General features: G+C 48.2%; 20 protein-coding genes. 7 read left to right on the forward strand and 13 right to left on the reverse strand.

The genetic code is table 11. The features are described 5' to 3' along the window. Window positions 1-68 precede the first annotated feature (68 nt). Together BTA35_RS13275 and tldD are read left to right on the forward strand one after the other, a co-directional pair. Window positions 69-4,040, forward strand: a complete 3,972-nt coding sequence (locus BTA35_RS13275; protein WP_078320292.1) for a YhdP family phospholipid transporter — start codon at window positions 69-71, stop codon at window positions 4,038-4,040. A 20-nt stretch (window positions 4,041-4,060) separates the two neighbouring features. Further along, complete coding sequence (tldD, locus tag BTA35_RS13280) at window positions 4,061-5,494, forward strand: metalloprotease TldD (RefSeq protein WP_078320293.1); 1,434 nt, start codon at window positions 4,061-4,063, stop codon at window positions 5,492-5,494. A 105-nt stretch (window positions 5,495-5,599) separates the two neighbouring features. Here the strand turns inward: tldD and yjgA are convergent, their stop codons facing one another. Continuing rightward, on the reverse strand, window positions 5,600-6,115 hold the full coding sequence (yjgA, locus tag BTA35_RS13285; RefSeq protein ID WP_078320294.1) for a ribosome biogenesis factor YjgA: 516 nt from the start codon (window positions 6,113-6,115) through the stop codon (window positions 5,600-5,602). 130 nt (window positions 6,116-6,245) lie between these two features. Here yjgA and pmbA point away from each other — a divergent pair, with 130 nt between their 5' ends. Then, window positions 6,246-7,634, forward strand: a complete 1,389-nt coding sequence (pmbA, locus tag BTA35_RS13290; protein WP_202931263.1) for a metalloprotease PmbA — start codon at window positions 6,246-6,248, stop codon at window positions 7,632-7,634. A 172-nt stretch (window positions 7,635-7,806) separates the two neighbouring features. On the opposite strand, the gene mgtE is transcribed toward pmbA, so the two are convergent. The 12 genes from mgtE to BTA35_RS13350 form a co-directional block, all read right to left on the reverse strand. After that, on the reverse strand, window positions 7,807-9,162 hold the full coding sequence (gene mgtE / locus BTA35_RS13295) for a magnesium transporter (protein WP_078320295.1): 1,356 nt from the start codon (window positions 9,160-9,162) through the stop codon (window positions 7,807-7,809). Between the two features lie 252 nt (window positions 9,163-9,414). Further along, the gene (locus BTA35_RS13300) at window positions 9,415-9,699 is read right to left on the reverse strand and encodes an HPr family phosphocarrier protein (RefSeq protein ID WP_078320296.1); all 285 of its coding nucleotides are present in this window, start codon (window positions 9,697-9,699) and stop codon (window positions 9,415-9,417) included. A gap of 5 nt (window positions 9,700-9,704) precedes the next feature. Then, window positions 9,705-10,568 (reverse strand): RNase adapter RapZ, encoded by an 864-nt coding sequence (gene rapZ / locus BTA35_RS13305; protein ID WP_078320297.1) that lies wholly within the window; start codon window positions 10,566-10,568, stop codon window positions 9,705-9,707. 210 nt (window positions 10,569-10,778) lie between these two features. Continuing rightward, complete coding sequence (ptsN, locus tag BTA35_RS13310) at window positions 10,779-11,228, reverse strand: PTS IIA-like nitrogen regulatory protein PtsN (protein WP_078320298.1); 450 nt, start codon at window positions 11,226-11,228, stop codon at window positions 10,779-10,781. A 22-nt stretch (window positions 11,229-11,250) separates the two neighbouring features. Continuing rightward, entirely contained in the window at window positions 11,251-11,559 is a 309-nt protein-coding gene (gene hpf, locus BTA35_RS13315; protein ID WP_078320299.1) for a ribosome hibernation promoting factor, read from the reverse strand. An 84-nt stretch (window positions 11,560-11,643) separates the two neighbouring features. Then, on the reverse strand, window positions 11,644-13,179 hold the full coding sequence (locus BTA35_RS13320; RefSeq protein ID WP_078320300.1) for an RNA polymerase factor sigma-54: 1,536 nt from the start codon (window positions 13,177-13,179) through the stop codon (window positions 11,644-11,646). A gap of 25 nt (window positions 13,180-13,204) precedes the next feature. Further along, window positions 13,205-13,930 carry an LPS export ABC transporter ATP-binding protein gene (gene lptB / locus BTA35_RS13325; RefSeq protein ID WP_078320301.1) on the reverse strand — a complete coding sequence of 242 codons (726 nt, stop codon included), beginning with the start codon at window positions 13,928-13,930 and terminating at the stop codon, window positions 13,205-13,207. Continuing rightward, window positions 13,927-14,499: a lipopolysaccharide transport periplasmic protein LptA gene (lptA, locus tag BTA35_RS13330; RefSeq protein ID WP_078320302.1), complete on the reverse strand. Its 573-nt coding sequence runs from the start codon at window positions 14,497-14,499 to the stop codon at window positions 13,927-13,929. Before lptA ends, lptB begins: the two co-directional genes overlap by 4 nt. Before the next feature lie 2 nt (window positions 14,500-14,501). Next, window positions 14,502-15,164, reverse strand: coding sequence for an LPS export ABC transporter periplasmic protein LptC (gene lptC, locus BTA35_RS13335; protein ID WP_078320303.1), 663 nt, complete (start codon window positions 15,162-15,164; stop codon window positions 14,502-14,504). Between the two features lie 2 nt (window positions 15,165-15,166). Continuing rightward, window positions 15,167-15,706 carry a KdsC family phosphatase gene (locus tag BTA35_RS13340; protein ID WP_078320304.1) on the reverse strand — a complete coding sequence of 180 codons (540 nt, stop codon included), beginning with the start codon at window positions 15,704-15,706 and terminating at the stop codon, window positions 15,167-15,169. A gap of 110 nt (window positions 15,707-15,816) precedes the next feature. Beyond that, the gene (locus BTA35_RS13345) at window positions 15,817-16,782 is read right to left on the reverse strand and encodes a KpsF/GutQ family sugar-phosphate isomerase (RefSeq protein WP_078320305.1); all 966 of its coding nucleotides are present in this window, start codon (window positions 16,780-16,782) and stop codon (window positions 15,817-15,819) included. 13 nt (window positions 16,783-16,795) lie between these two features. Beyond that, window positions 16,796-17,755, reverse strand: a complete 960-nt coding sequence (locus BTA35_RS13350; protein WP_078320306.1) for a calcium/sodium antiporter — start codon at window positions 17,753-17,755, stop codon at window positions 16,796-16,798. A gap of 238 nt (window positions 17,756-17,993) precedes the next feature. Between BTA35_RS13350 and BTA35_RS13355 the strand changes: the two genes are divergently transcribed. The 4 genes from BTA35_RS13355 (at window position 17,994) to BTA35_RS13370 (ending at window position 20,797) form a co-directional block, all read left to right on the forward strand. Beyond that, window positions 17,994-18,818 carry an ATP-binding cassette domain-containing protein gene (locus BTA35_RS13355; RefSeq protein ID WP_078320307.1) on the forward strand — a complete coding sequence of 275 codons (825 nt, stop codon included), beginning with the start codon at window positions 17,994-17,996 and terminating at the stop codon, window positions 18,816-18,818. Next, a complete protein-coding gene (mlaE, locus tag BTA35_RS13360; protein ID WP_078320308.1) occupies window positions 18,818-19,600 on the forward strand; it encodes a lipid asymmetry maintenance ABC transporter permease subunit MlaE in 783 nt (260 codons plus the stop codon). The genes BTA35_RS13355 and mlaE overlap by 1 nt, the downstream gene beginning before the upstream one ends. Before the next feature lies 1 nt (window position 19,601). After that, complete coding sequence (gene mlaD, locus BTA35_RS13365) at window positions 19,602-20,066, forward strand: outer membrane lipid asymmetry maintenance protein MlaD (RefSeq protein ID WP_078320309.1); 465 nt, start codon at window positions 19,602-19,604, stop codon at window positions 20,064-20,066. Window positions 20,067-20,131: 65 nt separating this feature from the next. After that, on the forward strand, window positions 20,132-20,797 hold the full coding sequence (locus BTA35_RS13370; protein WP_078320310.1) for an MlaC/ttg2D family ABC transporter substrate-binding protein: 666 nt from the start codon (window positions 20,132-20,134) through the stop codon (window positions 20,795-20,797). Window position 20,798: the final 1 nt, after the last annotated feature.

The raw sequence follows: 20,798 nt of genomic DNA on the forward strand, positions 1-20,798 counted from the left end.
ACAGAGTGATCGCTTTGCCTGTTCTTTTTTCGTTATCAATGCGCTTCTGCCGGTACCGGACTTAACTTATGTCTTTGCCTCGGCATATCTTTAATCACAGTATCATATGGCTGGTTCTGCCGGTGGTGGTGGTTCTGGCTCTGTATGTCAGCATTGGCCGCTATTTCTTTCCTCTACTGGAAAACTACCGCGACGATCTTATGTCCTGGGCCAATACACAGTTGGCTATTAACCTTCAAATTGATCAGTTGCATGGTCAGTGGAATGACTTTGATCCCTATATTCACCTTGATCAGATTGAAGTGTATGCCCCGCAGGTACATGCAGAGGACGGTATCAAGCCAGCCCTTGAGGTTCGCAACTTTAGCCTCGAGCTGGATAGTTTCAGGTCCTTCCGTTATCAGTTTCCTGTCATTCGCCAGGCCTCTATTCAGGGGGTTACGCTTCGTCTGAAACAAGAGGAAGATGCCCGCTGGTTACTCAATGGCTGGAATCAGCAGACTGGTGTTTCAGATAAAGCTGACCAGATTACAGAGCCATCTGGCAAAAGTTCAGATCCTCGTCAACGTGGCAGAAGTGATCGTCTGCGGGATGAGGTTGCTCCAATTACCCGTGTTCTCGAGTTCTTGCTGAGACAGCAACACTTGAAGATGGAACACGTCTGGCTCGAGTTAACAGACCGTTTCGGGCGCGAATACCGTGCCTATAGTCGTCGGCTTGAAGTTTATGAAGTTGAAGGGAAGCGCAGGCTTCAGGGGCAGTTGCAGCTGGACCCGGGCTCGCCTCAGCAGATTGGCTTTATTCTGGAGATTGCCGGTGACCCATTTGACCAGAAGTCATTAACCGTAGAGCTATATCTTCAGGCTGATTCTCAGTCATTAAGTTCCTGGTTGGAGAAAATAGAACATCTGTTGCCTTTTGATATACCTGAGCTTAATGGTGGCCTTGAACTATGGAGTGACTGGCAGGGCGGGCGATTGCAAAGCCTTAAGGGGCGTCTTAAGGATGGTGAGCTGGAACTGGATCTGCCGGAACAGCCTAAAGTATATCTGGCAAACCTTAATACAGAACTCTTTTGGCAACGGGAGGCATCGGGCTGGGAGCTGATTACAGATAACCTGTCTTTTTCTTTGCAAAATCGCCCGTTCGTTCTGAAGCAGGCTGTTGCGCGGCAAAAAAATGATGATTGGCAGGTACAGCTGTCGAACCTGGATCTGGAAAAGATCAGCGACACCTTTCTTGAGTGGCCGGACCTGCCAGAAAAAGCCCGGGATGCATTGGTACGATTAAAACCCCGGGGGGAATTACATAATCTGAGCATCAGCCAGTCAGAGAGCGACGGTTTTCTGGTTAAAACTGAGGTGGAGTCTGTTAGCGTTGATGCTTATTACGGTGCGCCGGTTTTACGCAATGTACATGGTTATGTGCAAAGCAGTGCCCATGATGGTTTTATCCGCTTTCATTCGGATGAGTTTTTCATGGGGTATCCTCAACTGTATAGCGGTGGCTGGTGGTTTGATAAGGCGATAGGAGAGGTGCACTGGCAGATAGGTGATATGTTACGGGTATTTGGCCTGGGTCTGCAGTTAAATCGTGGTGCTACAGAAATTGCCGGTGAATTTGATCTACTGCAACCTGAAGAGGGTGATGACCTTTTTTACCTGAATGTTGGCCTGACCGGTACGGACGAAGCGTTTGGGCTAAGGCTTGTTCCTGATCTTATTATTCCGGAGTCTTTGAGTAACTGGCTTGGTAGTAGTATTAAGTCAGCAGAGGTTAAGCAAGGCGGTTTTATTTATGATGGCACGTTAAACCTGAACGCATCACTTCCTGATAGAGAAGTGGCGACTCTTCTGTTGCTGGATGTCGAGAAGAGCAAGCTTCAGTTTCTGCCGGAGTGGCCCGCTGCTGAGGCTCTTGATGCTCAGGTCAGGCTTGATGGGACGGATCTTAATGTTAGTCTGAACTCGGGTCGTTACCTTCAGAATGAAGGTATTTCTGGTAATGTCACTTTGAGAGATGATGGTGTTGGCAGTGTTGTCGGCTTAAACCTTGAGGGGCGTGTTTATCCTGAGTGGGGGTGGCAGGTACTCACTGAGACTCCATTGAGTGCTCTCATTCCGGAGTCTCTGCTTGATTGGCAGCTGTCCGGTAAGCCGCTCGCATTTTCGACAAATCTTATTTTCCCTGTGGATGGGCGCAAGGGTAGCGGTCAGGTTAATGTTCAGGCTCGGGATGGAGTGCTACTCATTCCTGAGCTTGCTACTCCGGTATCCCGGCTCAATGGTGATGTTATCTATGATATTGATCGTGGGCTTTCTGTCCCGAAAGCAACCGCTGAGTTTTTAGGTGGCGAAACAGCCTTCGAGGTGGAGACGGATATGCGTACAGCTGCTGTTCGTGTTGCTGGCTCCGGGCAATCTGATCTGATAGCGATTAACCAGTGGCAGCCTATGCCGTTTTCCTCCTGGCTGAGTGGAACGCTGGATTATCAGTTTAGTGTGAATTTAAATAAAGAGAGTCAGCTACACCTAACATCAAAGCTTAATGATGTTGTGGTTAGCTTGCCGGAACCAATCGGAAAAGAGATTAATACGGAGCGCCCTCTTAAGGTTGATATGACCTTTGCACCGAAAGCGAATTACTTTTCTGTGGCTTATGATCACCGCGGCTCAGAAGGTTTTTTGATCAGTCATGGTATTTGGGGCGGGGATCAGCAGGGTTACGGTGTGGGTGTGTGGTACGGTGATGCGACTGAACACGCCAGATTACCGACAGTGTCAAATCAGAGAACTGATATTTATATTAAAGAGTCTATTTTTAATGTAGATCCCTGGGTTGAGTTTGCATCTGCGGAGATTGCCCGCCAGTCACTGGCAAGCTCTGTCCTCGATTCAGGTGGACAAGGAGTGGCTGAACAGGGTTCGGCAGCGGAGACACAGCCGGTCAGAATGCACCTCGAAACAGCAAAAGCTATCTATGGGGATACTGTAGTCAATGACCTGGCCATTGATGCTGTCTTGAAAAATAAGACATTGGACGCCCGTTTTGCAAGCCAGCAACTGGAAGGTGCCGCAAGGCTCACACCTGATCTTTTGCAGTTAGATATGCAACGTGTTTTTATTACACCGCCTCAGGATATAACCTCTGAACCCGCTAACGCGGTCTCAGCTAAAGAAAAACGTCATGATATGTTTGAGCAGGTTTTCAGGTCCGAATGGCCTGATTTTGACCTGAAAATTGCAGACTTTTCAATTTATGGTGTCAGTGGTCAGCAGCTGGATGCAGCATATAGAACTGAACGGTCTTCAAGGCAGGTTCGTTTGTCCAATTTATCCCAGGGCAGCGCTCATTTTTCGGGCACCCTTGATTGGTTGACCGGAGATGCAGCCGGTAGCACTGATGCTCAGACCTCTCTGATTCTGAATATCAAAGGCGGTGATTTAAAAGATATACAAACCGGTTTTGGTATCCCTGCCGCTATAACCAGCAGTAAATCGGATTCAACGATCCGTTTAAACTGGCAGGGACTTCCTCATGATGTTCGATCTGAAACGCTTAACGGGCAAGTGAGCGTTGACCTGGAGCGAGGCTCTTTTGAACAGGTCGTGTCAGTTCCCGCTTTAAAATTGTTATCATTGCTTAATTTTGAATCTTTGGTGCGTCGACTACAGCTCGATTTCTCTGACCTGTCCGGTAAAGGGCTGTCTTATGACAAGGTAACCGGTCGGGTTGACATAAAGAATGGCATAGGGGTTATCAGTGAGCCTGTTCAGGTAGAAGGGACAGCAACAAAGTTTGCAATGACAGGTGAGCTGGATTTTGTTGAGGAAAGGTTTGACCAGGAAATGGTTGTGACGCTACCCGTTGGTGAGACATTGCCTTTCGCGGCTATCTTAGCAGGCGCTCCCCAGGTTGGCGGCACTATCTACATCGTCCAGAAGGTATTTGGCGATCTGTTTGATAAGTTTACGCAGGCCACATATACCATCAGGGGTGAATGGGATGATCCACAAATTGAACTGAAGCGGGTTTTCTGATCCGTTCTGCGAGAGAGATTATGATTGAACAGGTTTCCCGGGAGCTTTTGTTGCCCGGTAATGTAAGTCTTGAGCAACTGGATCACTTTCTGGTTGAGACTATGGGGCCAGGCATCGATTTTGCTGACCTTTATTTTCAGCAATCGATGAGTGAAAGCTGGGTTCTGGAAGAAGGCATTGTTAAAGATGCCGGATACAGTGCAGATCGTGGAGTCGGCGTTCGCTCAGTTTCCGGTGAGAAAACGGGCTTTTCTTACAGCGGAGATATCAGTGCTCTGGCTATTTCGCAGGCTGCTCAGGCGGCTCGAAGTATTGTTCGTCAGGGGCAATCCGGTAGCGTTGAGGCTTTGTCTAAAGTGGACTTCAAACCTCTGTATGCGGCAGATAACCCTATCTTAGCTTTAAGCTCCGAGGAAAAACTGGCTATTCTGCAGCAGGCCGATAGCATTGCCCGCGATCAGGATTCCAGAGTTAAAGAGGTTACTGCTTCGTTATCAGCGAACTTCGAACAAATCTTGGTCGTTGCCAGCGATGGTACTCTGGCTGCAGATATTCGTCCATTGGTTCGGGTTAACGTTAGTGTGATTGCAGAACAAAACGGTCGCAGAGAGCGAGGTTCGGCAGGTGCAGGCGGGCGCTACAATCTGAAAACCCTGATGGATAAAACTCTGGCTGAGTCTGCTGCAAAAGAGGCTGTACGTCAGGCTCTGGTGAATCTGGAGGCTGTGGATGCTCCTGCCGGTAATATGCCGGTGGTTTTAGGCCCTGGCTGGCCTGGTGTTCTTCTGCATGAGGCTGTAGGGCACGGTCTTGAAGGTGATTTTAACCGCAAGGGTTCTTCAGCCTTCTCCGGCCGGATGGGGGAGCAGGTGGCATCTTCCCTGTGTACTATTGTTGATGATGGCACTTTGGCAGATCGCCGTGGTTCTCTCTCTGTGGATGATGAGGGGACGCCAACGCAAAATACGACACTCATAGAAAATGGCCGTCTTGTGGGTTATATGCAGGATAAGATGAATGCCCGCCTGATGAAGCAGTCGGTGACGGGAAATGGTCGCCGAGAGTCGTTTGCACATCTTCCCATGCCCCGAATGACCAATACCTATATGCTGCCTGGAGAGCATGCCCCTGAGGAGCTGATCTCCAGTGTGAAGAACGGCATCTATGCTGTGAACTTCGGTGGTGGCCAGGTTGATATTACTTCAGGTAAGTTTGTTTTCTCTGCCAGTGAAGCCTACCTGATTGAAAATGGTAAAGTGACCACGCCTATTAAAGGCGCAACTTTGATCGGAAACGGCCCGGAAACGATGCGGAATGTTTCTATGGTAGGTAACGATCTGCGACTGGATGATGGCGTTGGTGTCTGTGGCAAAGATGGGCAAAGTGTTCCGGTAGGTGTTGGTCAGCCATCGCTGAAGATTGATGAACTGACGGTTGGCGGAACCGGTCAGTGATATTTAGGGGATTTGTTAAGGGCATAAGAGGTCTGAAGCGACCTCTTGTGCGGTGTTATTCAGGGGGCGGCTTTTGGCTCCCTGTATTTAGCTGTATGTCTCAGTTTAAAGGCCGAAAATTTCCCGCAGACTCCGAAAAATTTTCCGGGCGGCTGCCGGAGGTTTCTCATTTTTCAGTTCTTTCTGGGCCGTTCGGATCAGCTGTCGCATCATTTGCCGATCAGTCTCTGGCTTTTCCTCAACCAGCGCGTTCAATACATCATCGCCTTCAGCGATCAGGCGATCACGCCAATGCTCCAGCATATGGAACTGGCGGTTATAAGCTTCGCTTGTGGTATCGAAAAGGGCAATTCTTTCAGCGATCGCCTCGGTATCTTCCCGACGCATCACTTTGCCAATATATTGCAGATGGCGTCGCTGAGCTTCGTGGGAGCGAATCCGTCGAGATTCATCAATGGCCGCCAGCATCTCATCGGAAAGCGGCAACTGTTTCACCTGATCTGCATTTAGGGTCAGAAGTTTTGCACCCATTTCCTGAAGTGCCTTCATTTCCCGTTTTATCTGGGATTTGCTCGGGCCTTCTTCGAACTCTTCGTAGTCTTCTTGAATCTGGTCGGTCATATTCTTCACTTGTACAGTTATTACTTACGGGAAGTTTAACACAGTTAGCAATTAAGGCCGATGCGGAGCGGAGTACTGACATGTGTTTGAGCCATTTTATAAAGAAAACAGAATTTTATAGGAGTCCGCTATGAGTCAGGACCAGAATCAAAGTCAAAAGAGGTTCTCTGCAGCAAATACTGAGCTCAGTGAGCAGATGGAAAGCTGGCAGCAGCAGCTGCCATCCTGCGCCGATAAAGTTCTGCAACTGGCAAAGCAGAAAGGAGCGACCAGCGCGGAGCTTTCTATCGGAGCCAGCAGAGGGTTATCAGTGAATGCCCGTATGTCTGAAGTTGAGACGGTAGAGTTTAATCAGGATCAGAGTTTGTCACTGACATTGTACCAGGGACAGAGAAAGGGACATGTTTCTATCACTGACCTGACTGATCCGGCGCTAGAGCAGGCGGTTGATATGGCGTTGGCCTTTGCTGAGCATACCGCAGAAGATCCCTTTGCGGGTCTTGCTTCTGCTGAATTGATGGCGGAATCCTGGCAGGACCCGGAGCTTTATTATCCAAAGCCTTTTGATGTTGATCAACTGGTCGATCTGTCTCTGGTTTGTGAATCTGTTGGTAGAAAGGATAGCCGCATTACGAACTCTGACGGTGCCGGTTTTCATATCGGAGAGCGTACGAGCTTATATGCAAACAGCCATGGTTTTCAGGGGCAATTATGGGGTACTAATTACTCTGCCAGCTGTGTACTGATCGCCGGTGAAGGGGATCAGATGCAGCGGGATTACTGGTATGACAGCCAGCGCCAATGGGATCTTTTAAGCTCGCCAGAGGTCATTGGTCAAAAGGCTGCAGAGCGAACCCTGATGCGTCTTAACCCGCAAAAAATCTCAACCCGCAAGGTTCCTGTCTTGTTTGCTGCTGAAGTTGCTTCTGGTTTGCTAAGTCATCTTATGGGAGCGATCAGTGGTGGTAGTCTCTACCGCAATGCCTCTTTTCTGAAAGATCGCCTGGGTGAACAGCTTTTCCCTGAGTTTGTTTCTGTTTTTGAACAGCCTCATCTCAAAGGTGGTGTTGCCAGCGCGCCTTATGATCAGGAGGGAATTGCAACCCGGGATAATATATTTGTTGCTGATGGTGTTCTGCAGCAATACATGTTGGGTTCATATTCTGCCCGCAAACTGGGGCTGGAAACGACGGCAAATGCCGGGGGTGCCCGTAACCTCAGAATTTCATCCACCGGTGAAAGTTATGACCAGATACTGAATAAACTGGGAACAGGTCTGCTGGTAACCGAGTTGATGGGCCAAGGGGTTAATATGGTCACCGGTGACTATTCCCGCGGTGCTGCAGGTTTTTGGGTTGAGAATGGCGTGATTCAGTACCCGGTACATGAGATTACTATTGCAGGAAATTTACAGGATATGTTCAGTCATATCGTGGCAATCGGCTCAGATGTGGACACCCGAGGTAATACGCAGACAGGCTCGATTCTGATTGAGCAGATGTCTGTCGCTGGGGCCTAGGGGGAAGCGGCTGAGAAATCAATAACCGCCTGATCCGTTGTGTCAAAAAGAAAGGCCGGATAGTGCTCTATCCGGCCTTTTTGATAAGTGGTGCTGTTTGTTCTGGTAGGCAGCGTGGTTTGTTCTGGTAAGTCGTGCTGTTCTTTTGGTCAATAGCGGTTTGAAAGAAGGCTTAAAGATAAAAAGCGGTGGCAAGCCCCAGGAATGCTAAAAAGCCGATGACATCTGTGACGGTGGTGAGAAGCACACTTCCTGCCAGGGCAGGGTCAATTTTCATCCATTTCAGCATCAGGGGCAGAGCAGCCCCCGCCAGAACTGCAATCAGGAGGTTAATGATAATAGCGGTGCCGATAATCGCACCAAGCTTAACATCATCAAACCATAGTATCGCAACACCGGCTACAACCAGGGCCCAGACAACCCCGTTGATAAGTCCTACGATAAACTCCCGGTTCAATAGCCAGGGGGTGTTGCTGGATGAAATATGCCCGAGTGCCATACCCCGGATAACGACGGTCAATGTCTGACTCCCGGCAATACCTCCCATACTGGCAACAATCGGCATCAGAACGGCCAGAGCGACGACTTTTTCAATCGTTGCGTCAAACAACCCGATGACAGCTGATGCCAGAAATGCGGTCAGCAGATTGATACCTAACCAGACGGCCCGACGTCTTGCAGTGAGAAGAATAGGTGAGAAGGTATCCTCATCTTCATCCAGACCTGCCATGCTCATCAAAGAGTGATCGGCATCTTCCCTGATAACGTCGACCACGTCATCAATAGTGATACGACCCAGCAATGTTCCCTGGTCATCGACAACAGGAGCTGAGATCAGGTCGAACTTTTCAAATAAGTTTGCGACCTCGTTATCCGGCATATCCGCGGGAATGACAATGGTGTCAGTATCCATAACTTCACGTACTGTGATATTTGGGTCTGAAACCAGTAGGCGAATAATGGGCAGCATGCCAATAAAGTGATCGCCCCGACTGACAACCAGCACCGAGTCGGTGGAGTCTGGCAGTGACTCGTGGCGACGAAGATAGCGCATAACCACATCCAGGGTGATGTCCGGCCGAACGGTGATGGTGTCTGTATTCATCAGACCGCCAGCAGTATCCTCAGGATAGGATAGTACCGATTCAACCCGGTGCCTGTCCTGGGTATCCATGGAGACCAGAACCTCCTGGATCAGAGTATCCGGCAGCTGCTGGAGAAGATCGGCAATATCATCGGTTTCCAGACCTTCAGTCGCCGTCAGAAACTCTTCAGGCTTCATGCGTTTCAGGTAAATTGCCTGAATATCATCTACAAGGTGCTGAAGAACCTCGCCCTGAAACTCAGGCTCAATCAGATTCCAGAGCAGATCTCTTTCTTTTGGAGGAGAAGATTCAAGTAGGTGTGCAACGTCCTGAGCAGGCAGGCCTCGGTTGAGCATGCGGCGAACCTGGGCAAACGCGCCTGAGTCCATTGCATTGGTCAGACGTTCGAGCACTGGAGGGATATCCTGTTTTTCGCTGGCCATAAATTACCGTGGTTGTCTGAAGGTATACTTAATATTATCGCCGATTCTGCTGTATCAGGCAGAAGATGATTTTTTCGCCGGGTAAAACGCTCCGGGTGTTTATGGCGTGGTGAATATATATTTTTATCCAGAAATCCGGTTGATACAGAAGCTATTTATGATTCTGGTACTTTTTGATTCTAATCAATATTTCAGTGTATTGATATTAACCGGATTTTTCTACGATAGCTAAACAGCAAGGGTATAGCTGAGTTAAATTCCGTCTCCAAGCCCTTTAGCGAATAGCTGGGTTATGGCTGCTTCGATCTCTGGTGCCTGTGTATCATCGGCATTCACCTCCACATGAAAGACAGTGCCTTGAGGTGAACTCATCATCATCAGAGCCATCATGTTACGGCAGTCTGCGCTACGCCCTGAATCATGGTGCCGAAGTGTGATGCTGGCACCTTCGAAACTGCTGGCCAGTTCCAGCAGTTTTGATGCTGGTCTGAGATGAAAACCCTTACTGTTCTTAACGGTAACAGTGAACTCTGCCATAGCGGTCAATCCTTATTGGCCAGGCTGAGATCCCGGTGTCTTACCAGTGTCTGCGGGTGCTGATGTTTAAATTTTTCTGCCAGCTGGTCTGCAACAAAAACAGATCGATGCTGCCCGCCAGTACACCCAATACCAACGGTTATGTAGCTTCGGCTACTGGCTATAATACTGGGGAGCCATTTATCCATAAAACCGGATATATCAGAAATCATGGCTCGTACACTGAAGTCCTGTTCTAAAAACTCGATGACAGGTGCATCCTGGCCCGTAAAACCACGCAGATGTGTTTCCCAGTATGGGTTTGGTAAACAGCGGACATCAAAAATAAAGTCGCAATCTTTGGGTGTTCCCCGCTTAAAGCCAAAGGATTGAAACTGAATGGCTACATTTTTTTGGTGAGAGGCGCTTTCGAGCTGCTGAGTGATGATTTCTCTCAGGTCGTAGATGCTGAGGTTACTGGTATCAACTCTCAGATCAGCCTGTTCAGCAATCAGCTCAAGCAGGTTGGCTTCCTGAGCTAAAGCTTCGGAGAGAGAAACAGTTTCTGACGAAAGCGGGTGTTTGCGCCGGGTCGCATTAAAACGGTCAATCAAAGTGCCATCATCAGAATCAAGATAGATAATCTGGGGATCATATCCCTCTGATTTCAATTTCTCTATGTGAGGCTGTACACCCTGTGGATCGGTAACAATATTTCTGGCATCAATGCTGACAGCAACCATTGGATTCGAATCAGGGAGATTCGATGGTAATTGGCTCAGAAGTCCGATTGGCAGATTATCGATGGCGAAGTAGCCCAGATCTTCAAGTACATGCAAAGCAATACTTTTGCCCGACCCGGAGCGACCACTAATAATAACCAGTTTCATGACACATCCCTTTCAGCTAATCAGTTTGTGCTGTGGCCGGCAGTTATGCGGAGTCTGGCATGTAAATATAGCCACAACAGGTGATCCTATCAGTGAAATCTAATCCGTTACAGAGGTGATGGTAGACATTGATAGGGTCGGCTGTATGACAACAGACCCTATCAATACGGTGTGAGCAGAACGTTATTCACATCGGTTGGGCTCAGGCTGTCACTCCTGTATCCATAGTTCATACAGATTCTCGGAGCTGGCTGCTTCACGCAGTTGACGACAAAAATCTGGGTCAGAGAATTTTTCTGCTAATCCGGACAAAAGTTGCAGATGCGCATCTGTAGCCTCTTCCGGAACAAGCAAAATAAAGACCAGGTCAACCGGGCGACCATCAATCGCATCGAAGTCGATCTTGTCTTTAAGACGAATAAACGTACCTATGCTTTCCGAGCAGTTTTTTACCCGGCAGTGAGGAATTGCAATACCTTCACCTACGCCGGTACTCCCAAGACGTTCTCTGGATATGAGGCTATCAAACACCTCAGTACTTTCCAGAGTTGGAATCTGTTGAGAGATAAACTTACTGAAGAACTCTAGGAGGCGTTTCTTGCTGCCTCCGGAAACCCCATCAAGGGTTCTCGGAGGAGTCAGAACAGAATTGAGTAACATAGATATCAGTTATGCTCAATAATTAGCGGGCTGTCGCACCCTGTTTACGGGCCTGGGCTTTTTCTTTGTGCTTGATCAGCTGGCGGTCAATTTTATCCGTCAGCATATCAATAGACGCATACATATCGTCAGCTTCTGCGTTGGCATGCAGATCAGCACCAGCAACGTGTAATGTAGCTTCTGCAATCTGGCGCTCTTTCTCCAGCTTCAGAACAACCTGTACATTGGTAATGTTGTCAACGTGACGTTCCAGGCGCTCAAATTTAGTGGAAACATACTCTTGAAGCGCTTCAGTTAGTTCCAGATGTTGACCGGTAATATTTAATTGCATAAATAGCTCCTTATTATTCGCGGTCTTGCCATTTTGATTGTATCGCTTTTCAGGTATTTGCAAAGCGTTTTTTCTAAATTGATTTTAAATCAATTTCTTACGTTCATTTGATGGCGGTATATTCATTGCTTCACGGTACTTGGCAACAGTGCGTCTTGCAACCTTGATACCTTGCTCTGCCAGCATGTTAGCGAGCTTGCTGTCACTGAAGGGCTTCCTGGGAGGCTCATCTGCGATCATTTTCTTAATCATAGCCCGAATTGCTGTGGAAGAGGCTTCTCCGCCAGCTGTTGTGCCGACATGACTTGAGAAAAAGTACTTCAGTTCAAAAATCCCACGAGGTGTATGAATATATTTCTGTGTCGTTACCCGGGATATCGTTGACTCATGCATTCCAATGGCGTCTGCGATGTCGTGCAGAACCAGGGGTTTCATCCCCTCTTCGCCTATCTCAAGAAATGCCTGTTGACGCTTAACAATTTCAATGCCTACCTTAAGCAGGGTTTCATTACGGCTATGCAGACTTTTCAGAAACCAGCGAGCTTCCTGGAGCTGGTTTTTCATAAAGGTGTTATCGCGGCTATTATCTGCGCGCTTGATGAGCCCTGAGTATGCCCCGTGAATTCTGATCTTAGGTGCAATATCGGGGTTCAGGTCGACTTTCCAGTGATCCTCTTCCCGGGTGACAAACAGATCCGGCGCTATATATTCTGCGTGTTCCGTTGAGATCGATGAACCTGGTTTGGGATTCAGGCTGCGAATCAGCGCAATAATTTCCTGCAGTTCAGGTTCTTTGACCCTCAGACGACGCATCAGCTGAGTGAAGTCACGACTGCCCAGCAGGTCTAAGTACAGTGTAATCAGCTTACGGGTTTTTTCCATCAGAAAAGCACTGGTATCCAGTGTTTCCAATTGAACCAGAAGACACTCCTGAAGGTCTTTTACTCCGCAGCCAATAGGATCGAGACTCTGAATATAGCCTTGTACAGCCTGAACATCTTCTATTTCCAGTTCGTATTCACCGGATTGTAGTTCACTTCTGCTTTGCAGACCTTCGTAGATCTCTTCGATAGGAGAGGACAGGTAGCCATCAGGGTCTATACTGTCGATAATAGCTTCAGCAATCATACGGTCCCCGGCAGGGAGACCAGACAGATTAAGCTGCCATAGCAGATGGTCCTGCAAAGTTTCAGTGACAACACCACGCTGTTCCAGGTATGAACCGTCATCATCGCTGGGGGCGGATGACTGTGTGTAGAGACTCTCCTGGTATACATCGTCCCATCCGCTATCTACGGGAAGATCCTCAGGTATGGAATCCTGCCAGCTATCTTCAGCGGTGGCGGTGTAACTTTCCAGTTCTGACTCCTGGGACTCAGCAGAGGTATTGCCTTCACTTTCAGGCTTACTTTGCTCCTCTTTGTTGCTGTCAGCATTGCCCTCAGTATCGCTACCTGAGTTAAATTCATCCTCAACTTCCAGCATAGGGTTTGATTCCAGGGCTTCCTGAATCTCTTGCTGGAGGTCAAGTGTCGACAGCTGCAGCAAGCGGATCGCTTGTTGCAATTGAGGTGTCATGGTCAGGCTTTGACCAATTTTAAGCTGTAAGGCCGGTTTCATAGGTTACGGCTTATTCCCAAAGTGGTTATAACTTGAACTCGTTCCCGAGATAGACATCCCGGACCTGTTGGTTATCCATGATATTAGCTGCATCGCCTTCGGCAATAATTTGTCCTGCACTGACGATATAGGCTTTCTCACAGATATCCAAGGTTTCACGAACATTGTGATCGGTAATAAGAACACCAATATTTCGTGCCTTAAGCTGGCGAATAATCGACTTGATCTCATTCACTGAAATAGGGTCGACCCCGGCAAAAGGTTCATCCAGCAGGATAAACGAGGGCTCTGTGGCTAACGCTCTGGCAATTTCAACCCGGCGGCGCTCACCGCCAGACAGACTCATTCCCAGGCTTTTTCGGATATGAGTAATACTAAATTCGTTGAGCAGGCGTTCCAAATGCTCTTTGCGCGCTTTTTTGGTGAGGCCTTTTCGGGTTTCCAGAATACCCAGAATATTGTCTTCAACAGAGAGTTTACGGAAAATGGAGGCTTCCTGAGGTAGGTAGCCAACCCCTTTCTGTGCCCTACCGTGCATGGGTAAAGGTGTTATATCCTCTCCGTCCAGCGTAACGTATCCTGCATCGGAGCGAACTAAGCCGACTATCATATAAAAGGATGTCGTTTTACCTGCGCCATTTGGTCCCAGCAAACCGACAACCTGACCCTGGTTAACCTCAAGACTGATATCTTTGACAACCTGGCGTTTTTTATAGCTTTTTGCCAGATGACCGGCCTTCAGTGTTTTCATTGTGCCTGCTCACCTTCACCCGGAAACAGAATGATTTTTACCCGGCCATCCGTTGACTGTTCATTTTGTGTTTTATTCTGTCCCCAGGCCTGAATACGCTTACTTTGCAGGTGATAACGAATACGTTCACCGCTGAAGCTGTCCTGGCCATTTTCCAGCTCAGCCTGATGGGTTAACTCAACCTGCTGTTGTGATGCAAGGTAGTCAATTTTCATCGCATAGGCTTTAACAATAGGGTCTTCTGGCTTAGGTTGTTGCTGCAGGTAAACGCGATCATTGAGGCCTTCGGCAATAATTTTGTCAATTTCGCCGTCTGATCTGCGATAAACAGTTACTTTATGGGCTTTAACCCTGAGACTACCTTGCTCTATTTCAACCTTACCTGTGTAAATAGCGGTGCCTTGGTCAGGGTTAAACTCAGCATTTTGTGCTAATACGCTGATGGGTTGTTGGGCGTCATTTTCCAGTGCTGATGCAGGTGTAAATGCAAGACCTGTCATGATCAGCAGTAAGAGCCGATAGAATGCCTTAGTAAAGAAACGGGATAAATGACGAATAGGTTGTGCCATGCTTATTTATCCTGTTGTGATTCCGGTACATTAGTTCTTTGGATCAGGGGCAGGCTTTGCTTCTGATAAAGGCTTTTGACCTGGTTTTTTAGCGTGATTTGGTTGGTCGTCAGATCAGCAAATAAGCCTATGGCGGAAGTCATGCCTTCCTGAGTGATAATCTTGATGGCCTTGTCTGTTGTTACCTGGTTTTTGTCCATATCAATATTCAGCTGTTCCGTGCTCAGCTGCATATCAACAGGAGCCTCAATCGTAGCATCTGACAGGTTTTCTGCCGATATCTGCCAGACTATAACATTTTGATTTAATTGAAAATGACTGCCGTCACCTTCGACTAAACCAGAATTGGCCATCGCTTGCCACTGAGGCATACCAGTGCTTCCATAACTGATGATCTCAGGGTTGACCAGCGCCGTTTCTTCAATATCAGGATAGTGCAGCAGGCGTTCACTCCTGAGTGAACGACTTAGTACACCATCGGCGTTATACTCCAGAAAGGTGCTGTTAACCGTATAGTAGTCTGGCTCAGATGGGGCATCAGGCAGATCGGAAAACAGGTCAAAAGACTGAGGGCGTTGTACGTCAAGGAAATGTACTGCAACGCCCAGAGCCATAAGACCAATAAGGCTGATAAAACGTTTTTTCAGACGTTTACCAAATAGCATTTTCAGCAACCCAGAATATAGTAATCGAGAGCGTCCTGTAGGGTTCCCTGCGCTTGCATGATGAAGTCGCAAACTTCACGAACGGCACCCTGCCCACCTTTTCGATTGGTACACATGTCCGCATGCTGAACCATATATTCAGGCGCATTGGGCACGGTAATACCCAGTCCAGAGGCTTTGATTGCAGCAAGGTCCGGCAGGTCATCGCCGCAATAGGCTATTTTTGACCAGTCCAGGCGCTTATTCTCTTTTATTGTTTTCAGGGCTGCCAATTTGTCCTCGCGGCCCTGGAATAACGTTTTAATTCCCAGCGCCTGAGCCCGCAGCTCAACCATCTTAGAGCGTCGGCCGGTGATAATTGCAACTTCAACACCGCTGGCCTGCAGCATTTTGATGCCATGACCATCAAGGCTGTTGAATACCTTACTCTCACTGCCATCGGCATGAAAGTAAAGGCTACCGTCCGTGAGCACACCATCGACGTCCAGTACCAGAAGGCGGATAGAACGGGCTTTATCTTTGGGTGTGTCGATATATGACATAAGAAGCTCCAAAAATGGCTCTGAATTCTGTGCTATGACAGAAGGGCTTTATACCTGGATTTAAGTCACGTGAGAGATTTAAATCACGCGAGGCCTGAGTGACGACCGGTTTAAATAACGCCTGCCCGCAGCAAGTCATGCATATTAAGAGCACCAACAGGGCGACCCTCAGTATCTGTCACTAAGAGTGCATTAATTTTTTTCTGCTGCATGATTTCTACGGCTTCAGCTGCAAGCTGTTCTGCTGAAACGGTTACAGGGCTAGCCGTCATTACATCATCCACGATGACCCTGTGGATATCTAAACCTTGGTCTAGCGTCCGGCGAAGATCACCATCGGTATAAATACCGGACAGCTGGCCCTGTTCAGAAACAACGCCTGCCATGCCGAGCCCTTTTTGGGTTATTTCCAGTAAAACTGTTTGCAGGACTGTTCCTGTTTTGACCAGTGGCAGGCGGTCTTCGGTATGCATGATGTCGGCTACTTTCAGAAGCAAGCGGCGTCCCAGACTGCCACCGGGGTGAGAAAATGCAAAATCCTCCGGACTGAACCCTCTGGCTTCAAGAAGCGCTATAGCCAATGCATCCCCCATGACCAGCGCTGCTGTAGTGCTGGACGTTGGCGCAAGATCTAATGGGCAGGCTTCCTGTTTTATATCAATAAACAGATGGGCTTCTGAGAACTTTGCAAGGGTCGAACTCTTTGAACCGGTAATGCTGATCAAAGGAATTGCCTGACGCTTCAGAAGTGGAAGTAGAGTCGTGACTTCTGAGGTTTCACCGGAGTTTGACAGGGCGATAACAACATCCCCACGGGTGATCATGCCCAGGTCACCATGGCTTGCTTCACCGGGATGAACAAAAAAAGCAGGGGTACCGGTGGAGGCCAGTGTAGCGGCAATTTTGTTCCCAATATGGCCGGATTTCCCCATGCCAGTGACAACAACTCTGCCGCTGCATGTTAGCAGCAGTTCGCAGGCATTCGTAAAGTTTGCATCAAGGTGGCGGGCCTGAGCAGTAACAGCTTCGGCTTCCAGTTTAATGGTTCGCTGTGCGGAGGTGATATAGTCATGCATGAAGAGGTCTCCGTCAGATTGCAGCCAGATAAACGGTATAGAGATAACCGATATAAATAAGACTCAGAATGCCGCCTTCCAGGCGGTTCAGCTTGCCTTTTTTACGCATAATAACGATAAGAGCGGCCACCAGCAGGGTAAGACCTGCCATTGTGAGGTAATCGCGCCCCATCACGTCTGGGTCAATAACCACTGTTGCAAAGAAACCCGGAACCGGCAATACAGCAAGCAGATTGAAAATATTTGAGCCAACAACGTTACCTAGGGCGATTTCATGATGACGTTTAAGTGCACTGGCAACACTTGCGGCCAATTCAGGCAGGCTGGTGCCAATAGCAACAATCGTGAGGCCGATAATGACATCGCTGATGCCGAAAGATGTTGCAATATTGATGGCGCCCCAGACCAGCATGCGTGAGCTGCCAATCAGAAGTGCCAGACCCAGCAGCAGCCAGAAAATTGCTTTTCCCTGGGGCATATCCGGGATCTCTTCCTCCTGGTCTGCCATCGAATCAGAGTCACCTTTAAATAACCACAGCAGACTAAGCACCAGAGCAGCCACCAGAATCAGAGAGTCAACAAGGGTGATCTGACCGTCGATCATGACGGCTCCTGCCAGGAGTGTAATACCAAGCAGTAAGGGAATCTCTTTACGCATCAGTTTCATATTGATGGGCAGAGGTGCAATTAATGCTGTAATACCGAGCACAAGACCTATATTGGCGATGTTTGAGCCAAGGGCATTACCTACGGCAAGTCCCGGATTACCTCCGATAGCGGCGATAGCTGACACCAGTATTTCAGGCGCAGAAGTCCCGATGGATACTATAGTCATACCTATCAGCATAGGTGACATGCCAAGATTTTTTGCTGTTGCAGCGGCGCCGGCAATAAAGCGGTCGGCACTCCAAACCAGCAGAGCTAAGCCAATAATCAAAGCAGCTATTGAAAAGGGGAGTGTTTCGGGAATCATAAGGCCTGTTTAATTCAGTTAAGTGTCGGGGGGGGCAATTAAAGAAGTTACGGTGGCCGAATGCAAGTCTGAAATTGTGAAACCTGCGTATAGAGTTGTAATGAAAGAGGGATGCATAAATTGATAAAGTGATCAATAAAACGATACTGATTAATATGAAAGCTGTATTTCTTTGCCCTCTACGGTAAAGTTCAGCCTTCTTAAAATTGCACATTTCGTACAGGGTTTCTTATTTAATATGTCTGATACTGCCAATTTGGTTGAGATCAACGGGCTCACATTTTTGCGTGAGAAGCGTGCGATTTTTTCAGATCTGAGTCTGCGTATACCTAAAGGGAAGATCACCGCTATTATGGGGCCCAGCGGAACCGGTAAAACCACCTTGCTTCGCCTGATAGGGGGGCAGCTGAAGCCCGATCAGGGTAATGTTGTTGTTGATGGTCTCGGAGTGCCGGGGTTGAGCCGTAAGCAGTTGTTTGAACTTCGTCAGCGAATGGGAATGCTTTTTCAGAGTGGTGCACTTTTTTCTGAACTCAGTGTTTTTGAAAACGTTGCTTTTCCTTTGAGGGTTCATACGTCACTGCCAGACGATATGATACGGGATCTGGTACTGATTAAACTTGAGTCAGTTGGTCTGCGTGGTGCCCGTGATTTAATGCCCTCGGAGCTTTCGGGCGGTATGGGCAGACGTGTAGCTCTGGCTCGTGCTATTGCGCTGGATCCTGAACTTATGATGTATGACGAGCCTTTTGTAGGGCAGGATCCTATAACGCTTGGGGTTTTGGTGAAACTGATTCGTCAGCTGAATGATGCACTTAATATGACAACAGTGCTTGTTTCCCATGATATTGATGAGTGTCTGAGTATTGCGGACCATGTTTGTGTGCTGAGCGGTGGGCAGGTATTGGTGGAAGGAACCCCTGAAGAGATTCTTAAAAGTGACCTGGCTGAAGTAAAACAGTTTATACAGGGGTTGCCGGACGGTCCGGTGCCTTTCAGGTATCCGGCGAGTGATTTTGCTGAGGATATTCTATTCGCCGGTAAGAGTGGAGTGTCAGTGTAATGCTGGATTGGTTGCAACATATAGGTCATAGAGTGCTTTCCGTTGTTGCCGGGTTAGGCCGTTCAGCACAGCTTCTGATAGCGGCGCTTTTTGGGGTTGGCTATGTTCTGAAAAATTTCCGACTCCTGGTTAAGCAGGTCTATGTAACAGGGGTTTTATCCATCGCCATTATTGGCGTGTCCGGCCTTTTTATCGGTATGGTTCTTGGGCTTCAGGGATATTCTATTCTGGTAGATTTTGGCGCTGAAGAAGCATTGGGGCAGATGGTTGCACTGACGCTGCTTCGTGAGCTGAGTCCTGTTGTTGCTGCATTACTATTTGCGGGACGTGCCGGCTCTGCCCTCACAGCAGAGATCGGTCTGATGAAAGCAACAGAGCAATTAGCCAGTATGGAAATGATCGGTGTCGATCCGATTAAGCGGGTTATTGCACCGCGCCTTTATGCCGGGATTATCGCGTTACCGCTTTTGTGTATTTTGTTTAGCGTGGTTGGTGTCTGGGGTGGCATGTTGGTTGGTGTGGAATGGCTTGGGGTTTTTGAAGGCTCCTACTGGGGTAATATGCAGGCCTCGGTTAGCTTTATTCATGATGTCTTAAATGGTGTGATTAAAAGTGTTGTCTTTGCTTTTGTCGTGACCTGGATCGCTGTTTTTCAGGGCTATGACCTGGAGCCAACATCAGAGGGTATCAGTCGTGCAACGACTAAAACGGTGGTGCATGGCTCGCTGGCAGTATTGGGGCTGGACTTTGTTTTGACTGCATTAATGTTTGGGGATTTTTGATATGACAACTCGTTGGATCGAGATCAGTGTGGGTGGCTTTGTCATCGCAGGTTCTCTGGCATTATTACTTCTGGCCTTTAAGGTCAGCGGACTTGACCTGAGTAGCGATGATAAAAACGCTTATACGGTTTATGCTCACTTCAATAACATTGGTGGCTTGAAGCCCAGAGCTAAAGTTACCATGGCGGGTGTTACCATAGGCCGTGTTTCCGCCGTGGAAATCGATTCACAGTGGTATGATGCCAAAGTGACACTGAAAATTGATAACAGTATGCGAAATAAGTTGTCCACGGATACAACGGCTATGATTCTTACCTCCGGGCTTTTGGGGGAGAACTACATTGGCTTGGTTGTCGGTGCGGAAGAAGAGATGTTGGCTGATGGCGGTGAGATACGGGATACTCAGCCAGCACTCGTGCTGGAAGATCTGATTGGAAAATTCCTTTCCAGTATGGGTAAAGAGTAAGCACCATCGGTTCACATATAAATCCGGTTCTTTCCGGAAATAAGATAAATCTAAAGAGTTAAATTATGCTGACGCAGCGATCTATATTCGGTTTTTTGGCATCTGTAGTTCTGGTGCTTGCTGTGGTTATGCCTGCCAGAGCGGTTGTCGAAACACCAAAAGACGTGGTAACCCGAACGGCCAATGAGTTATTGGGTATTATTGAAGAAGCTCGTATCTACTACGATGAAAACCCTCAGCGCTTTTATGACAATGTTGAGCAAATTCTGGCGCCTGCTATCGATATGCGTCGTTTTGCTGCAGGTGTAATGGCTAAATACTACCGGGTTGCGACCAAGGATCAGCGTCGCCGGTTTCTGGATGTGTTCAAGGGCAGTATGATCCGGACTTATGCTAAAGGACTGCTGGCTTTTTCCAATGAAGAGATTCGGGTGTTGGAGCCCAAAGGGCCATCCCGTGACCCTGACCGTGATACGGTGGAGATGGAAATAGTGGCGGTTGATGGAACCGTTTACCCTATTATCTACTCCATGCGTAAAGGAAATGATGGCCTCTGGCGTATTACCAATGTAACGGTCAACGGTATTAATCTTGGACTGACATTCCGCAATCAGTTTGATAGTGCAATGCAGGCCCATAACCGCGATTTTGACTATGTCATTGAGAACTGGCTGAAAAGTGATTCTGCCTCTGTCATTTCAGGGGATTCCGCTGAAGAAGCGAGCGAGTAAC

Origin of the sequence: Oceanospirillum linum, from assembly GCF_001995095.2 — a bacterium.
GTDB classification, from domain to species: Bacteria; Pseudomonadota; Gammaproteobacteria; order Pseudomonadales; family Halomonadaceae; genus Oceanospirillum; species Oceanospirillum linum.

Excerpts from the sequence above, each read along its gene's own strand:
- mlaE (WP_078320308.1), top strand. The coding sequence starts at position 18,818 with ATGCTGGATTGGTTGCAACATATAGGTCATAGAGTGCTTTCCGTTGTT.
- BTA35_RS13340 (WP_078320304.1), bottom strand. The coding sequence starts at position 15,706 with ATGTCATATATCGACACACCCAAAGATAAAGCCCGTTCTATCCGCCTT.
- yjgA (WP_078320294.1), bottom strand. The coding sequence starts at position 6,115 with ATGACCGACCAGATTCAAGAAGACTACGAAGAGTTCGAAGAAGGCCCG.
- lptA (WP_078320302.1), bottom strand. The coding sequence starts at position 14,499 with ATGGCACAACCTATTCGTCATTTATCCCGTTTCTTTACTAAGGCATTC.
- BTA35_RS13350 (WP_078320306.1), bottom strand. The coding sequence starts at position 17,755 with ATGATTCCCGAAACACTCCCCTTTTCAATAGCTGCTTTGATTATTGGC.
- rapZ (WP_078320297.1), bottom strand. The coding sequence starts at position 10,568 with ATGAAACTGGTTATTATTAGTGGTCGCTCCGGGTCGGGCAAAAGTATT.
- BTA35_RS13300 (WP_078320296.1), bottom strand. The coding sequence starts at position 9,699 with ATGGCAGAGTTCACTGTTACCGTTAAGAACAGTAAGGGTTTTCATCTC.
- BTA35_RS13355 (WP_078320307.1), top strand. The coding sequence starts at position 17,994 with ATGTCTGATACTGCCAATTTGGTTGAGATCAACGGGCTCACATTTTTG.
- lptC (WP_078320303.1), bottom strand. The coding sequence starts at position 15,164 with ATGCTATTTGGTAAACGTCTGAAAAAACGTTTTATCAGCCTTATTGGT.
- pmbA (WP_202931263.1), top strand. The coding sequence starts at position 6,246 with ATGAGTCAGGACCAGAATCAAAGTCAAAAGAGGTTCTCTGCAGCAAAT.
- BTA35_RS13370 (WP_078320310.1), top strand. The coding sequence starts at position 20,132 with ATGCTGACGCAGCGATCTATATTCGGTTTTTTGGCATCTGTAGTTCTG.
- mgtE (WP_078320295.1), bottom strand. The coding sequence starts at position 9,162 with ATGGCCAGCGAAAAACAGGATATCCCTCCAGTGCTCGAACGTCTGACC.
- BTA35_RS13345 (WP_078320305.1), bottom strand. The coding sequence starts at position 16,782 with ATGCATGACTATATCACCTCCGCACAGCGAACCATTAAACTGGAAGCC.
- lptB (WP_078320301.1), bottom strand. The coding sequence starts at position 13,930 with ATGAAAACACTGAAGGCCGGTCATCTGGCAAAAAGCTATAAAAAACGC.
- BTA35_RS13275 (WP_078320292.1), top strand. The coding sequence starts at position 69 with ATGTCTTTGCCTCGGCATATCTTTAATCACAGTATCATATGGCTGGTT.
- mlaD (WP_078320309.1), top strand. The coding sequence starts at position 19,602 with ATGACAACTCGTTGGATCGAGATCAGTGTGGGTGGCTTTGTCATCGCA.
- hpf (WP_078320299.1), bottom strand. The coding sequence starts at position 11,559 with ATGCAATTAAATATTACCGGTCAACATCTGGAACTAACTGAAGCGCTT.
- ptsN (WP_078320298.1), bottom strand. The coding sequence starts at position 11,228 with ATGTTACTCAATTCTGTTCTGACTCCTCCGAGAACCCTTGATGGGGTT.
- tldD (WP_078320293.1), top strand. The coding sequence starts at position 4,061 with ATGATTGAACAGGTTTCCCGGGAGCTTTTGTTGCCCGGTAATGTAAGT.
- BTA35_RS13320 (WP_078320300.1), bottom strand. The coding sequence starts at position 13,179 with ATGAAACCGGCCTTACAGCTTAAAATTGGTCAAAGCCTGACCATGACA.